This window comes from Flavobacterium aquariorum, from assembly GCF_003254745.1.
Classification (GTDB): domain Bacteria; phylum Bacteroidota; class Bacteroidia; order Flavobacteriales; family Flavobacteriaceae; genus Flavobacterium; species Flavobacterium aquariorum.
The window spans coordinates 64,325-80,327 of record NZ_QKXH01000005.1; the positions used below are offsets into that span (position 1 = coordinate 64,325).

The window sequence follows — 16,003 nt, forward strand, 5'->3', positions numbered from 1 at the left end:
TTTGCACCAGTTTTCAAAAAAATATACCAATTTCATCTGCATTGAATACAACACCTAATTCTATTTCGTTCAAGTCTATTTATGTTGATTTTAAAGCAATTACAAAGGCTGGTTTAGCCATAAGTGTTGTTTTTTCTTCAATCGCTGGTTATATATTAGGATTTGATTCTACACATTCTTTTAGCTGGTTGGTTTTGTTAAAACTCGCAATAGGAGGATATTGTATGGTTGGAGCGTCCAACGCTTACAATCAGGTAATAGAGAAAGATTTGGATGCTTTGATGGATCGCACGAAGAATCGTCCTGTTGCCTCTGGAAGAATGTCTCCCAGTTTGGCTTTAATTGTAGCAAGTTTGCTTACTGTTTTGGGTGTGGCTTTGCTCTACACGATAAATCCAAAAACAGCCATGTTTGGTGCTATCTCAATTTTCTTATATACCAGTATTTATACACCACTTAAAACAGTAACTTCGCTGTCGGTTTTTGTGGGCGCTTTTCCGGGGGCAATTCCTTTTATGTTAGGATGGGTTGCAGCAACTGGAGAGTTTGGTATTGAAGCGGGAACTTTGTTTTTGATTCAGTTTTTTTGGCAATTCCCTCATTTTTGGGCGATTGGTTGGTTTTTATATGAAGATTATGAAAAAGCAGGTTTCTTTATGTTGCCAACAGGTAAAAAGGATAAAGGGACTTCTTTGCAAATTATACTGTATACCATTTGGTTGATAATTGCGTCTCTTTTGCCTGCATTAGGGTACACCGGGCGTTTGTTTATTACACCAGTTGCATCGATTTTAGTATTATGTCTTGGTCTTTGGATGTTGTTTTATGCAGTTCGTCTATATCAGATAAAAACTGCAAAGGCTGCAAGAACGTTAATGCTGGTAAGTGTTTCTTATATAACGTTATTACAATTAGTGTATATTTTGGATAAATTTTTAAGATAATTATGGAAATGACAATGACAGCCGAAGATTATAAATTAAGAACGGCAAGATCTTATAAATTGATTTTATTGTTCGCTATGGTGAGCATGACAATGATGTTTGCGGGTCTAACAAGTGCTTACGTAGTGAGCCAATCACGAGCAGATTGGTTGAAAGATTTTCAATTGCCATCCGCTTTTTATTTTAGTACTATTGCTATTTTGGGATGTAGTCTTACTTTTCATTTGGCCAAAAAAGCGATTCAAAAAGACAATCGTAGCAAGACTACTTCACTGCTTTTGGCAACATTAGCTTTGGGGATTTCATTCATAGTATTGCAGTTTGTTGGATTTGGGCAAATAGTTGCGAATGGTCATTATTTTACTGGAAATGCTAGTTCGATCACTACAACATTCTTGTATGTAATAGTGGTGGTTCATTTGATTCACCTTGCTGGAGGTATGATATCATTATTAATTATTATTTATAATCATTTTAAACAAAAATATAATTCAACTCAAACTCTTGGAATAGAACTAGGTGCAATGTATTGGCACTTTCTAGACTTCTTGTGGGTTTATTTATTTTTATTTTTATATTTCTTTAAATAAGAAAAAAACGTAAATTTGGAAACTTTTTAACGAATAACTTTTATGGAAGCGACAGTTACTACTGCAAATAGTGAAAAAACTTGGGGAGGCGGCAATGAGCCAATGGGAGCAAGTTATGGTAAATTAATGATGTGGTTTTTTATCGTATCAGATGCCTTAACGTTCTCTGGATTTTTAGCAGCTTACGGGTTTTCTAGATTTAAATTTATTGAAACATGGCCATTAGCCGATGAGGTGTTTACACACTTTCCATTTTTACACGGTGTATCTGCTCCGATGTATTATGTGGCGTTGATGACTTTTATCTTGATTTTCTCGTCTGTAACAATGGTTTTAGCCGTTGATGCTGGGCACCAAATGAAAAAGGATAAAGTAGCCCTTTATATGTTTCTTACAATCATTGGAGGTTTAATCTTCGTTGGTTCTCAAGCTTGGGAATGGAAAAATTTTATCAAAGGAGAATATGGTGCTATTGAAACAACAGGAGGTAGCTTGCTACAGTTTGTTGACAAGGAAGGTCATCGTGTTGCTTTGGAAGATTTTGCTGCAAAATTGCCGGTAGAAAGAGAACAATTAACAAGAGCTAAAGGAAAATGGTTCATGGATGAAGCTGCTATTCCTACTTACACAGTGGCAGAAGTTCAAGCTGGATTCAAAGCTCATCCTGATGTTTTAGTAAGAATCGAAACTTTAAACAAAAACAAAGAAAAAATTGTCCTTTCAAGAGAAGAATCTCTAGTGCGTTTAGGTCAAGCTAAGATGGTTATTGAAGGAGCCAATCTAACTCATAATGAATACGGAAGTAAGCTTTTTGCTGATTTCTTTTTCTTTATTACAGGTTTCCACGGATTTCACGTTTTCTCAGGTATAGTAATCAATATCATTATCTTTTTTAATGTTCTTTTGGGTACTTACGAGAAAAGAGGAAGTTACGAAATGGTTGAGAAAGTGGGGTTATACTGGCACTTTGTTGATTTAGTTTGGGTATTTGTTTTCACATTCTTCTATTTAGTTTAATTTTAGATTTATCATTATGTCACACGCACATGTTTCTAATACAAAAAGAATTTGGACTGTTTTTGGTCTATTGTCTTTAATCACGACTGTTGAGGTTGCTTTTGGTATCATCAGACCTGATGCACTATATATGCACAATTTTTTAACGATGAATTTGTTAAACTGGTTGTTTATTATATTGACATTAGTTAAAGCATATTACATTGTATGGGCTTTCATGCACATGGAAGGAGAAAAAAAGGCATTGAGAAATGCAGTTGTTTTTCCATTAATATTCTTAGTTTGTTATTTGCTTTTTATTCTATTGACAGAGGGAGACTATGTATTTGAGGTTTTTAAAAATTCTACTATTAAATGGAATTTTTAACAAGATATTAATTCAATGAAAAAGGTATCCGTCTCGACGGATGCCTTTTTTTATTTTAATACAATAAATTTTATAAAGTCATAATGAAAAAAAATATTGTTCTTTTTGTATTGTTTATATTGCCCATAGTAGCTTATTTGTTTTTTGCGTCTGGGGTTAATAGTTTTACAAAATTGCCTGTTATAACTCCAAAGATTCCTAATCTTGGAGAATGGAAATCCTTAAATGGTGAAAAAGTGAGTTTGGACAATAAGATTACAATACTTGGTTTTTCGGGTATTGAAATTCTTAAAAATAGGGGAAATTATTTCAACTTAAATGAGAAAATTTACCAACGTTATCATGATTTTAAAGATTTGCAATTTGTTGTAGTTGCTCCTTTGGGAACCGAAAAAGATGTTAAAGCTGTAGTTGATGCTTTAGGAGATTTTACTGATGTGAGTCAGTGGCATTTTGTGTTTGCAAATCCAGAACAAATAAAGGCTTATTTTGGTCAACTAAAATTAAAAGGGAATCTGAATTCTGATTTTGGCACTCCCGATGTTTATATAGTTGATAAAGAAAGAAACTTGAGAGGTAGAAAAGAAAAGAAAGGGTACAAAGAAGGTTACAGTACATTCCATCCAGCGGAATTAAGTAATGAAATGCTAGATGATTTCAAGGTTATTCTTTATGAATACCGTGCCGCTTTAAAAAAGAATCATAACGCAACAAAACAATTATAAAAGATGCTTAAAAATAAATCATATATAGGAATTTCTTTTGTGATACTTGTTTTTGGAATATATGCTGTTCCAAAAATTGTAGATAGAATGCAGAATAACAGTGTGGTTCAAGGTGATCGCTTGGACAAAGTAAGCGGTTCTAAAGCTGTAGATGGGAAGTTGGTTAAAGTTGGGCCTGCGCCAAAGTTTGAACTGACAAATCAAGATAATGTGAAAATTTCTAATGATTTTTATAAAGGGAAAGTATATGTGTTGGAATTTTTCTTTGCAACATGTCCTTCCATTTGTCCTAAGATGAACGCCAATATGGTGACACTACAAAATGAGTTTTTTGGGAATCCTAATTTTGGGATCGTTTCGATTACTATCGACCCAATTCATGATACACCAGCTGTTTTAAAAGAGCATGCAAAATTATTGGGAGTAAAATCCTCCAATTGGAATTTCCTGACCGGAGACCATGATTATATATACAATTTATCCAACAAAGGATTTAATATTTATGTTGGTGAAAATAGTAAAGCAAAAGGCGGTTTTGAACATTCGGGACTTTTTGCGTTGATAGATAAAAATGGTAATATCAGATGTAGAAAAGACGATTACGGAAATCCGATTTTATATTATGATGGATTGGAGAAAAAAGGAATTAGAGATATTCAGCAGGATATACAAGCTTTGTTAAAGGAATAGTGTGAATAGAAAAACAGAAGGCAGTTTTCAGGAGGCAGAAAGTAGAATTTACAGAATAGATTTAAGAAATAGATTAATTAGATAATGGAAAATAATACAATAGAACAAAAATATAATAAATGGATTGTGTTGCTGTCAATTGCAATTCCTCTTGCAGTTGCGGTTCTTTTTAAAGTGAAGTTAAAAGATTTTGGTTTTGATGTAACACCTCTCTCGTTTTTACCGCCGATTTATGCCACTATAAATGGAATAACAGCAGTATTGTTGGTTGCTGCAGTATTGGCTATTAAAAACGGTAATCGAAAGCGTCATGAGTTGCTAATGAAGATGGCTATTGGGTGTTCGGTTGCTTTTCTTGTTATGTATGTTGCCTATCACATGACTGCTGAATCAACAAAATATGGTGGAGAAGGCGTTTTAAAATATGTGTATTTCTTTATTTTGATTACTCATATTTTTTTATCTATTGCCATAATACCATTGGTTTTGATAACTTACGTTCGTGCCTTGGCCAGTAAATTCGATAAACATAAAAAAATTGCCAAAATCACTTTTCCAATTTGGCTTTATGTTGCGGTAACGGGAGTGATTGTATATTTAATGATTTCGCCTTATTATGTTTAGTAGAGAAAATAAAAAAGAGGGAGTAGCAAAAAGAAGAATTGGATTAAAAGTATATTTCTATATTTTATGTTCTTTATTCTTTTCGCTTTCTTCATATTCGCAATGTGCAATGTGTCGAGCCGCATTGTCTGGTGACGAAAACAAAGCCAAAGCCGCTGCTGTAAATGACGGAATCGTTTATCTTATGGTGATTCCTTATGTACTTGTAGGTGTGCTTGGTTATTACGTTTACCGAATGAAAAAGAAGAAACAATAGTTCAATTTCAATAATCAATTGCAATTTTAATAAAAAAAGGAAGTCTCGAACAATAATTATTCGAGACTTCCTTTTTTACTGCCAACTAAATACTGAAAACTGCCTACTTTACTTCAGTCCGTCAATAGCAACGTTTATATTTCCGTTTACTTTTATAAAAGCAATCATTGCTTGGTTGGTCAGCTCTATTTTTTGAAATTGAATGTCTTCCATTTTTCCGTTAATAAAAACGCCAGGCATAGGAGAGTAGTTTTTCAGATAAGTCATCATACTTTGTTTGGCTTCATCCAAATTTTGTTTGATGGAATAACGACAACTTTCTTCTATCTTTCTCAGAATAATCCCTTGGGCCAACCAGTTTGCTGTACGCATTAATTTGCTTTTGGTGTCTAATACATAATCTAATTTGTCAAAATAGATTTCTTTGGTCGTGTCATTATATTGCGGAATTCCAGTCAAATAAATTGTTCCGTTTACGGAGCCTAAAAGATCCAAAGCAATTACCAGTTTTCCTTCTTTGTGCCAAATAGCCACATTTTGAACTTTTACTTTTTTGCTTCCGGATCCAAATTCTTGACCAACAAAATTGGTAGTCATTAATTTGGAAGCTTCTTGATAGGTAGAGACGGCAGCAATATTGGCAGAGATTTGTTCAGGAATTTTGTCAACCGCTTTCAGTATAATTTTGTTGGCTTCAAATTTTGATTCAGGCTTTTTTCCAATCGAAGTTTCCATATTACATTTCATTCCCATATTGAGTAAAAAGGAATCGTTTTTTAATTTGGCATTGGTTGAATATGCTTCAATCGGAACAATTCTGAGCCAACTTTTATAGGTTTCACTCATCTCAAGAGGAGTGCAAATTTTGGATAGCGCCTCCATAACATTGGGTTTGAAATCCATAGAATCTTCGATGGCAGTATCAATGCTTTTTTCGATTTTTGATTTGAAAAGACTTACGGCAGGATTGATGAGATACGTTACAGGCATATTTTTTCCAAAAACAGTCATTGTTGGACTTTCTACCCAGTCTAAGGATTTTAAAGTTGTTTTTGAACTTAATCTCCAATTGTTCAAATTCACACTGCTCAACAAAGTGACTACTCCATTTAGATTAAATTCTTGTGTTTTGTATAAATCAACACCCATTGTTTTTGTTCCAATCCTGTATTTTGCCCAAATTTTTAATGGTAAGACGGTTTTGATTTTTTCGCCTTCTTTTCCATGATCGTTGACAATAGTTATTGGGGCTTGTTTCCAAACTTTTATTTCGATATTGTCATCTTCGATATTGTTGTCTTCATAGATTAAACCATTTAACAAGGTATTGGTTTGGTTTTCAATATCTTTTAGTTTAATGCTAACGGGTAGATTTATATATGAAGGTGTATTCGTATAGGTAAGTGGGACTGCGTCGTCCGGTTCGGGTTTTAAGGCTTCTATTTTTTGAGAAGTTGATGAGCAACTTGTTGTTAGTGCTAATGTAGTTAAGGAAATAATTAGAATCGAAAGTGATTTTAGCATTTGTTTGGTGTTTTGAGCGCAAATTTAACAAAACAAATATATTTTTTGGTTAAGGGTGTAACATTTTAGTGAGATATATGTCTTATGTTTTAAATTGGCTATTGGAGTATTCACTTTTCATGTTGCTATTTTTTTTAGAAGATAAATACTATTGCTTAAAACAAACGAAATCATGATTGAAATTAAAGACTTACATAAATCATACAAAATGGGACATTCCGAATTGCATGTGCTAAAAGGAATTAATTTCAATATAAAAGAAGGTGAATTGGTTGCCATCATGGGTTCGTCTGGATCAGGAAAATCTACGTTGCTTAATATTCTGGGTATTCTTGATGAAGCAGATTCCGGGCTTTATACTTTGGATAATGTGCCAATTAAAAAATTAAATGAAACTATCGCTTCTAAATATCGAAACCAATTTCTTGGTTTTGTTTTTCAATCTTTTAATTTGATTAATTACAAAAGTGCATTAGATAATGTGGCTTTGCCTCTTTATTATCAAGGTATAAAGAGAAAAGAGCGCAACGAAATTGCAATGAGATATTTAGAGAAAGTAGGTTTGGCTTCCCATTCACATCATTTACCAAATGAACTTTCAGGAGGACAAAAACAGCGTGTTGCTATCGCTAGAGCTTTGGCTTCCAATCCAAAAGTATTATTGGCTGATGAGCCTACCGGAGCACTAGATACATTGACTTCATATGAAGTAATGGAGTTGATTCAAGGTATCAATGATGAAGGGAAAACTATTTTGATAGTGACACACGAACCGGATATTGCCGCTATGTGCAAAAGAAATGTGGTCCTGAAAGACGGATTGATCATTGACGATAAAATGGTAGAACAAGTTAGAGCTTCTTCTTATGTTTAATATAGAACGTTGGCAGGAAATATTTGAGGCAATTGCCAAAAATAAACTGAGAACCTTTCTCACTGGAGTTTCTGTGGCTTCGGGTATCTTTATTTTGGTGATTCTTCTTGGTGTTGGAAAAGGTTTGCAAAACGGAATCGAAAAACAATTTGAACGTGATGCCGCTGGCGTAATTGAGGTTTGGTCAGGTGCGACAACTAAAGCATACAAAGGAATGAATCCTGGAAGGCAAATACAATTTAGAAATAGTGATTTTGATCTTGGAGTACAAAAATACGGAGACCAATTGGATAAAAATGGGGCTACTGCTACCGGCTGGGGAATTACCGTAAGTTATGGAAAGGAATCAGGAAATTATCAATACAGAGGTGTTAATACAGATGGTATGGGAATAGAAAATGTATCAGTTATAAAAGGCAGATATATTAATGCAAATGATCTGAAATACAATGTAAAAGCAGCTGTGATTGGTCAAAAAGTCAAATTAGACCTGTTTAAAGAAAAAAATCCTATAGGCGAACAAATTACTGTAGCGAATATCAATTTTAAAGTAGTTGGTGTATTTACTGACCCAGGAGGGGAGAGAGAAGAAAGTAGAGTATTTGTGCCTTTAACTACAGCGCAGCAGGTTTTTGGATTAGGAGATAAAATAAGTTATATGGCTTATACTTTGAAAAAGAAAGACACTTATGAAGAAGCTGTAGCCGAGTCCGAAAAATTCAAAAATGATTATGGGAAATTATTGAGAAGTAAAAATGGTGCTGCTCCTGATGATGAAAGCGCTGTTGGGATTTTTAATTCGGTCAAAGAAGCCAAAAAGTTTTATGATTTGAATCTTTATATTCGATTGTTTTTTTGGTGGGTTGGAATCTGTACCATTATTGCCGGGGTTGTTGGAGTAAGTAATATTATGCTGATTATTGTAAAAGAACGAACTAAGGAAATTGGGATTCGAAAAGCGCTTGGAGCTTCTCCGATTTCAATTATTATAATGATTTTACACGAGTCTATCTTTATTACCACTATTTCTGGTTTTACTGGATTATTAACTGGATTGGCACTTTTGGAATTAATTGGTCCCCATGCACAAAGTGAATATTTTGTGAATCCACAAGTAGATTTTACGGTAGCGATATCAACCTTAATTGTTTTGGTAGTTGCAGGAGCTTTGGCGGGATTTGTTCCAGCTTATCGAGCGGCCAAAATTAGACCTATTGTAGCACTTAGAGACGAATAATTATGTTTGATAGAGAAAATTGGAACGAAATTTTAGAAGCGCTGACCGCTAATACCTTCCGAACGCTGCTTACAGCTTTTGGAGTGTTTTGGGGAATATTTATTTTGGTAATATTATTGGCTGCTTCAAATGGATTGGAGAATGGTGTGAAAAAAGGATTTGACGGTATTGCTACAAATACTATGTTTGTTTGGACACAAACTACGTCAAAGGCCTATAAAGGGTTACCTAAAACCCGACGATATGATTTTAGAAATAGCGATGTTGATGCTTTAAAGCAAAAATTTCCTGACTTGTTATACGTTTCTCCCCGCAATCAATTGGGTGATTTTAATGGGGTCAGTAATGTAGTTAGAGGTACAAAAACAGGTGCTTATACTATTTATGGTGATTATCCAGAATTGGTAAAACAAGAGCAAATGGACATTGTTAAAGGTCGTTTTGTAAATCAACAAGATATATTGGCAAGACGCAAAGTTGCCATAATAGGTAATGGTGTTATCAATGAATTGTACATGAATGCCGAAGAAGTCATAGGTACTTACATCAAAATAAATGGCATCAATTTTATGGTGGTGGGTGTTTATAAGTCCAAGGGGAATAATAATGGAAATGCTGAAGGGGCTCAAAAAAATATTTTCATTCCTTTTACTACTTTTCAGCAAGCCTTTAATTTTGGGGATAAAGTAGGTTGGATGGCACTTACGGCAAATGATAATGCATCAATTACTGAGCTTAGACCTACAATTCTGGCATTGATTCGAGAGAGACATTCTATTCACCCTGATGATGAAAGAGCTGTTGGTAATTTTGACTTGTTTGCTGAATTTCAAAAGGTACAGGACTTATTTATGGTTCTTAAATTCATCGCTTATTTTGTTGGGACTTTAGTATTGTTATCTGGCATTATTGGGATTTCAAATATTATGCTAATTGTTGTAAAAGAACGAACCAATGAAATAGGAATCCGAAGAGCATTAGGAGCAACACCAGGTGCCATTCGGTCCCAAATTTTATTGGAAGCAATTTTTCTAACTATAATAGCGGGTATGTTTGGTATCGCCGTAGCAACCGGATTACTGGCCATACTGAATATGATTTTGGCAACAATGCCAACAGATGGAATGATGTTTATTAATCCAAGTGTTGATTTAACAGTAGTGTTTTTAGCCCTATTAATTTTAGTGGGCTCTGGATTATTGGCCGGATTTATTCCTGCACAAACAGCTATAAATGTCAAACCAGTAGATGCTCTACGAACAGAATAAAAACAATCAAAAAACAATAATAATCGAATAAAATTTATAAAATGAAAAAAGGAGTAACCGTAACAGTATTGATTTTAATAGCAATAGTTTTCTTTGGAGCTTTATATTATTTGTATGCAAAAAATCAAGAATCTCCTATAGTTTTTGAAACAGATAAAGTGGAAGTAAAAACTATAGTAAAAAGTACCCTGGCTACAGGAAATATTGTGCCTGATGAAGAAGTTTTGATTAAACCAAATATTTCTGGAATAATAGAAGCGGTTTATATAAAAGCAGGGGAATCTGTAAAGGCTGGAGACATGATTGCTAAAATCAAAGTTGTTGCAAATGTTTCTAATCTGAGCAGTACACAAAATCAAGTGAGAACTGCAAAAATCGCATTGGATAACCAAGAGAAATTATATCAAAGACAAAAAACCTTGTTTGATAAAGGAGTGATTTCTGCCAATGATTTTGATGCAGCGCAATTAGCTTATAATCAAGCCAAACAAAATTATAATGCTTCTGTGCAAGGATTTGATATCGTAAAAACAGGTACGACTTCAGGATTAGGGAATTATGCCAATACTTTGATTCGTTCTACTGTAAATGGTATGGTGCTTGATGTTCCGGTTAAAGTAGGTAACCAAGTAATTGAAAGTAATAACTTTAATGAAGGAACAACCATTGCAAGTGTTGCTGATGTTGGAAGAATGATATTCGTGGGTAAAGTGGATGAATCTGAAGTAGGGAAAATAAAATTAAACATGCCTATAGAAATCACTGTTGGAGCCATTGAAAATAAGAAGTTTACTGCTGTTTTGACCGATATAGCCCCAAAGGGGAAAACAGAAAATGGAGCTATCCAATTTGAAATTAAAGCTACTTTAACCAATAGAGACAATACTTTTATTAGAGCAGGTTTGAGTGCTAATGCTTCTATCATTCTGGAAAAAGCAGATAAAGTTCAGGCTTTAAAAGAATCGTTAGTTCAATTTGACAAAAAAACATCAAAGCCATATGTAGAGATTCAAACGGGGCCCCAAAAGTTTCAGAGAAAAGATATAACATTGGGTGTTAGTGACGGAATTTATGTAGAAGTGAAAAGCGGTATTAAAGCTTCGGATAAAATAAAAGTTTGGAACCAAGGTTTGATAACCGAGGATGCAAAACCAAAATAAGCACTGGAGAACATTTTGATTAACAAATTAAGTTAAATATATGCAGTGTACTTGCTGCATTTTTATCCCATTAAAAATGAAAAAAATAAATTATATAAGTATCGCTTTTGTATTCCTGATTGGATTTGCTTCCCAAGCACAAACTAAGGCATGGACTTTAGAAGAGTGTGTGAAATATGCCGTAAAAAATAACATCTCTATAAAGAACACTGAACTGGACACGCTTTCTGCCAGTATTGATAAAAAGGGTGCTTTTGGTAGTTTTTTACCAAGCGCTAATTTAAGTGCAAGTCATTCGTGGAATATTGGTTTGAATCAGGATATTACAACTGGGCTTTTGAGAAATCAGACTACTCAACAAACGGGAGTTGGTGCGAATGTTGGCGTAGATGTATATAAAGGAATGCAAAATCAGAACACTATGCGAAGAGCCAATCTTTCTATTGTAGCTTCCAAATATAAATTATTGAAAATGCAAGAAGACATTGCTTTGAATGTTGCCAATGCTTTTTTGCAAGTACTTTTTAATAAAGAAAACCTGAAAGTGCAACAGGAGCAACTAGCTATAAATGAAAAACAATACAAACGTTCTGATGAATTGGTTAAAGCGGGCTCAATCCCTCGTGGTGATCTATTGGATGTAAAAGCTACGGTAGCGACCAATAAACAAAATGTTATTAATGCGGAGAATGCTTTATTGATATCTAAATTGAGTTTAGCCCAATTATTGCAATTAAAAGAATTTTGGGACTTCGATGTAATTGATGATACCAATATTAATGATGAGAATAATATTATGTCGGTTAAACCAATTGATATTTATGCTAAGGCAAAAGAAAGCAGAACGGAGCTGAAGATTGCAAAAACGAATTTAGAAATTGCAGAGAAAGATGTGGCAATTGCAAAAGGTGCTTTTCAGCCAACGTTAACCGCTTTTTATGGTTTTAATAGCCGCGTTTCTTACGCAGATACCTTTAATGCTCAGACGGGTCAAACTCAGCCAGCCGATCCCCCTTTAGAACAATTAAATGATAACAAAGGACAAAATTTTGGACTACAATTAAATGTTCCTGTATTTAATGGGTGGTCTGTCAGAAACAATGTAGATCGTAATAAAGTTGCTTTAGAAAAGTCTAAAATTGCATTAGAAAAAGAAGACTTAGATTTGCAAAGAAACGTATATACTGCTTTCACAGACGCAAAAGGAGCTATGAATGCTCATGAGTCCTCAATTGTAGCATTAGAATCTAGGGAAGAAGCTTATAATTATGCTAAGGAAAAATACGCAGTAGGCTTGATGAATTCTTTCGATTTCAATCAGTCACAAACTTTGTTAACCAATGCTCAGTCAGAAGTGATAAGAACTAAGTATGACTATATTTTCAAAATAAAAATATTAGAATTTTATTTTGGAATTCCAATTGACCAAATCATGAAAAAATAATACCATGTCAAAAAAAACAATATACATTATAATAGGAGCTGCAGTAGTAATTATTGGAGCATTAGTAGGTCTTTCAAAAGCTGGAGTCATTGGGAATAAAGATAAGGGCAAAGAAGTGGAAATTGCCAATGTTGAAACCGGTACAATAGTAGAAACAGTTTCGGCAACAGGTAAAATTCAACCAGAAATTGAGGTTAAAATAGCTTCTATGGTTTCCGGGGAAATTATTGATTTGCCTATAAAAGAGGGACAAGTGGTTAAGAAAGGGGAGTTATTGGTAAAGATAAATCCTGATTTATATACTTCTGGATTGAATAGAAGTGTCGCTAATTTGTCAGGCTCCAAAGCAGGTTTAAGTCAATCTGATGCATCTTTTAATGAGGCTAAGGCCAATTATGAAAGGAATAAGACATTATTTGAGAAAGGGATTATTTCCAAATCAGATTGGGACAAGGCAGTTTCTTCTTTTGAAGTGGCAAAAGCTAATAAGCAATCGGCATATTATAATGTGCAAAGCGCTTCGGCATCTGTAAATGAAGCTAAAGATAACTTGGGAAGAACGGTGATTTATGCTCCAGCGGATGGAACTATTTCTGTATTGAACGTAGAACTTGGAGAAAGAGTTTTAGGGACGCAACAAATGGCGGGTACCGAACTTTTAAGAGTGGCGAATTTAAACAATATGGAAGTGGAAGTTGATGTCAACGAAAATGATATTGTAAAAATAAAAGTGGGAGATTTGGCCAATGTTGAAGTGGATGCCTATTTAAAAAAACAATTCAAAGGTGTTGTAACCAGTATTTCCAATTCAGCAAGCACAGCTTTAACAGCAGATCAGGTTACTAATTTTAAAGTAAAAGTTAGAATTTTAAAAGAGTCTTACCAGGATTTAATGGTGGGTAAACCAGCTTCTTATTCTCCATTCCGACCGGGTATGACCGCTACGGTAGATATCATTACGACAACCAAAACAAATGTGGTTCACGTTCCTATCAGTTCAGTTGTTGTAAAGTCTGATACAACTGCAGTAAAGGCTGTCAAAATGGATGGACCAGAATCTGACGATAAAAAAGCAACTCTTAAAAGTGATAAAAAACTAGAATGTGTTTTTGTGAAAGTTGGGGATAAAGCCAAAATTCGAATCATAAAAACGGGAATCCAAGATGACACTAACATTGAAGTAGTTTCCGGCCTTAAAAAAGGAGATGTAGTTATTACAGGACCTTATACAACAGTTTCGAAAGATCTAAACTCTGGAGATAAAGTATTTATTAAAACAGAGGGAGATAAGAAGAAATAGTTTTTCTTTTAAATCAAAAATTTTACACGTCCTGAATTTTCAGGACGTTTTTTTTACCTGATTTTGAGATAGCCTAAAACGTCAAGTTTGCGAAAGGCAACGTTATATTTGACTTTTTTTAGGTCAAATTTTATGCTTTGATTGTCAAAAATGAAGTGAGGAGCGACAAATGTAACGGTTTTGGAGGTTTGATAATTTTTTAATGAGTACAAAAATGCAAAATATCTCCCTTTAGCCCCGATTGCAGTGGAAATCCTTATAAGCCGGGGTTCGGCTTATAAGATTGTAACAGAAAGCGGGACAATGTCTCCAAAAAAGCCAAATCTCTCTGCTTCAAATTTTATAATCGAACTCCTTTTTTAATAAAGGAATTATCAAAATTCGATGTAAATTTGCAACCGAATCGATTATTTGATGTTTGCGGATTTATAAATCTAAAGTATGCAGTCTATAATCTAAAATCTAAAAAAGTGTCCTATATTCTCAACATTGAAACCGCTACCAAAAATTGTTCTGTTGCTTTGGCAAAAGAAGGAAAAACAATATTGTGCAAAGAAATTGCGGAAGAAGGTTATTCTCATGCAGAGCGTTTACACGTTTTTATTGAAGAAATTATCAGTGAAGCTGGAATTAATATGAAAGATTTAGAAGCAGTTGCCGTAAGTCAGGGGCCAGGATCTTATACTGGATTGCGCATTGGGGTTTCTGCGGCAAAAGGCTTGTGCTACGCTTTGAGTATACCATTAATTGCGATAGATACTTTGCAAACATTGGCTTCTAAAGTTTCGGTGACAGACGGTTTAATCGTGCCTATGATTGACGCTCGCAGAATGGAGGTTTATAGTGCTGTTTTTTCTGCTTCTTTAGAAAAAAAACGAGAAGTTTTGGCCGAAATTATCACGGAAAACTCTTTTGAGGATATAAAGGAAAAAATATATTTTGTAGGCGATTGCAATGAGAAATGCAAAAGTGTTTTGACAAAAGATAATTTTGTGTTTTTGGATGATATTAAATATCCTTCCGCAAATGAAATGAGTGTTTTAAGTTTTGATAAATACAAAAAAAGCGACACTGTCGATGTCGCCTATTTTGAACCTTATTATTTGAAAGACTTTTTGATTGCCACTCCGAAAAAATAGTTAGTCTTTTTTGGTATTGTTATTTCTGGAGAATTCGGTAACAAAAGGTTGAAAATTGATTCCTTCAGCGTCCAAGGCCAATTTGCAGTTTTCCAAAGTGTCTGAAACCACCGTTCCATAATCTTCGTTTTTTGCCCAAGGTCTAACTGCCAGTTGTACAGAATTGTCTGTTATGTTCTTTACGGATACTTCTGCTGCAGGTGAAGTAAGTACTTTTGGGTTGTTTTTAAGGACTGTTGTTATAATATCTTTCGCCGCTTTTAGATTGGTTTCATACGATATGGAAAACGTTAAATCTGCTCTTCGAGATCCTTGCATCGAATAGTTGATAATTGTTCCGTTCGATAAAGTTCCGTTGGGAATAAAAATGGTTTGATTGTTTGAAGTAATCAATTTGGTTACAAATATTTGAATTTCCAAAACGGTAGCCAATACTCCTTGTGCTTCAATTGTGTCTCCAACTTTAAAAGGTTTGAAGAGAATAATAAGCATTCCTCCAGCAAAATTTGATAATGAACCTTGCAAAGATAAACCAACTGCAAGTCCCATTGCTCCTAGAATAGCTACAAATGAAGAGGTTCCGATTCCTAATTTGTCGATGAAAGTAACAAATAATAATACTCTTAAAACCCAAAGTAAAATATCGGCAAGAAATTTACTAAGAGTAGGATCTAAGTTTCTTTTGATCATTATTTTTCGAATAAGCCTATTGATTATTCGAATAGCATAAAGGCCAATAAATAGAATAATTAAAGCAGAAACAACCTGTGGGGAATATTCTATAAGTGTTTCTATAAATTTATTGGCATAGCCAGTAATGTAATTTGGATCTAAAGTCATATTT

17 protein-coding genes are annotated in these 16,003 nt (G+C 34.1%); 15 read left to right on the plus strand and 2 right to left on the minus strand.

Annotated features, from left to right (window positions below):
* Positions 1–29: 29 nt before the first annotated feature.
* From cyoE to DOS84_RS08970, 8 genes are all read left to right on the plus strand, one after another.
* A complete protein-coding gene (gene cyoE, locus DOS84_RS08935) occupies positions 30–944 on the plus strand; it encodes a heme o synthase (protein WP_111410002.1) in 915 nt (304 codons plus the stop codon).
* Between the two features lie 2 nt (positions 945–946).
* On the plus strand, positions 947–1,534 hold the full coding sequence (locus tag DOS84_RS08940) for a cytochrome c oxidase subunit 3 (RefSeq protein ID WP_111409789.1): 588 nt from the start codon (positions 947–949) through the stop codon (positions 1,532–1,534).
* Positions 1,535–1,576: 42 nt separating this feature from the next.
* On the plus strand, positions 1,577–2,551 hold the full coding sequence (locus DOS84_RS08945) for a cytochrome c oxidase subunit 3 (RefSeq protein ID WP_111409790.1): 975 nt from the start codon (positions 1,577–1,579) through the stop codon (positions 2,549–2,551).
* 16 nt (positions 2,552–2,567) lie between these two features.
* Positions 2,568–2,918 (plus strand): cytochrome C oxidase subunit IV family protein, encoded by a 351-nt coding sequence (locus tag DOS84_RS08950; RefSeq protein ID WP_111409791.1) that lies wholly within the window; start codon positions 2,568–2,570, stop codon positions 2,916–2,918.
* Between the two features lie 83 nt (positions 2,919–3,001).
* Complete coding sequence (locus DOS84_RS19075; protein WP_165830417.1) at positions 3,002–3,643, plus strand: hypothetical protein; 642 nt, start codon at positions 3,002–3,004, stop codon at positions 3,641–3,643.
* Positions 3,644–3,646: 3 nt separating this feature from the next.
* Positions 3,647–4,333: an SCO family protein gene (locus DOS84_RS08960; RefSeq protein ID WP_111409792.1), complete on the plus strand. Its 687-nt coding sequence runs from the start codon at positions 3,647–3,649 to the stop codon at positions 4,331–4,333.
* Positions 4,334–4,417: 84 nt separating this feature from the next.
* Positions 4,418–4,957: a DUF420 domain-containing protein gene (locus tag DOS84_RS08965; protein WP_111409793.1), complete on the plus strand. Its 540-nt coding sequence runs from the start codon at positions 4,418–4,420 to the stop codon at positions 4,955–4,957.
* Positions 4,950–5,213: a hypothetical protein gene (locus DOS84_RS08970; protein ID WP_111409794.1), complete on the plus strand. Its 264-nt coding sequence runs from the start codon at positions 4,950–4,952 to the stop codon at positions 5,211–5,213. The genes DOS84_RS08965 and DOS84_RS08970 overlap by 8 nt, the downstream gene beginning before the upstream one ends.
* Before the next feature lie 108 nt (positions 5,214–5,321).
* Here DOS84_RS08970 and DOS84_RS08975 read toward each other — a convergent pair whose 3' ends face one another.
* The gene (locus DOS84_RS08975; protein ID WP_111409795.1) at positions 5,322–6,737 is read right to left on the minus strand and encodes a DUF4403 family protein; all 1,416 of its coding nucleotides are present in this window, start codon (positions 6,735–6,737) and stop codon (positions 5,322–5,324) included.
* 172 nt (positions 6,738–6,909) lie between these two features.
* On the opposite strand from DOS84_RS08975, the gene DOS84_RS08980 reads away from it, so the two are divergent.
* The 7 genes from DOS84_RS08980 (at position 6,910) to tsaB (ending at position 15,159) form a co-directional block, all read left to right on the plus strand.
* The gene (locus DOS84_RS08980; protein ID WP_111409796.1) at positions 6,910–7,611 is read left to right on the plus strand and encodes an ABC transporter ATP-binding protein; all 702 of its coding nucleotides are present in this window, start codon (positions 6,910–6,912) and stop codon (positions 7,609–7,611) included.
* Positions 7,604–8,848, plus strand: coding sequence for an ABC transporter permease (locus DOS84_RS08985; protein WP_111409797.1), 1,245 nt, complete (start codon positions 7,604–7,606; stop codon positions 8,846–8,848). The genes DOS84_RS08980 and DOS84_RS08985 overlap by 8 nt, the downstream gene beginning before the upstream one ends.
* Positions 8,849–8,850: 2 nt before the next feature.
* Positions 8,851–10,116 carry an ABC transporter permease gene (locus tag DOS84_RS08990; protein ID WP_111409798.1) on the plus strand — a complete coding sequence of 422 codons (1,266 nt, stop codon included), beginning with the start codon at positions 8,851–8,853 and terminating at the stop codon, positions 10,114–10,116.
* 41 nt (positions 10,117–10,157) lie between these two features.
* Positions 10,158–11,276 (plus strand): efflux RND transporter periplasmic adaptor subunit, encoded by a 1,119-nt coding sequence (locus DOS84_RS08995; RefSeq protein WP_111409799.1) that lies wholly within the window; start codon positions 10,158–10,160, stop codon positions 11,274–11,276.
* Positions 11,277–11,352: 76 nt separating this feature from the next.
* The gene (locus DOS84_RS09000; protein WP_111409800.1) at positions 11,353–12,720 is read left to right on the plus strand and encodes a TolC family protein; all 1,368 of its coding nucleotides are present in this window, start codon (positions 11,353–11,355) and stop codon (positions 12,718–12,720) included.
* 4 nt (positions 12,721–12,724) lie between these two features.
* Entirely contained in the window at positions 12,725–14,020 is a 1,296-nt protein-coding gene (locus DOS84_RS09005) for an efflux RND transporter periplasmic adaptor subunit (protein WP_111409801.1), read from the plus strand.
* Positions 14,021–14,490: 470 nt separating this feature from the next.
* Positions 14,491–15,159: a tRNA (adenosine(37)-N6)-threonylcarbamoyltransferase complex dimerization subunit type 1 TsaB gene (gene tsaB / locus DOS84_RS09010; RefSeq protein WP_111410003.1), complete on the plus strand. Its 669-nt coding sequence runs from the start codon at positions 14,491–14,493 to the stop codon at positions 15,157–15,159.
* On the opposite strand, the gene DOS84_RS09015 is transcribed toward tsaB, so the two are convergent.
* Positions 15,160–15,999 (minus strand): mechanosensitive ion channel family protein, encoded by an 840-nt coding sequence (locus tag DOS84_RS09015; protein WP_111409802.1) that lies wholly within the window; start codon positions 15,997–15,999, stop codon positions 15,160–15,162.
* Between the last annotated feature and the right edge of the window lie 4 nt (positions 16,000–16,003).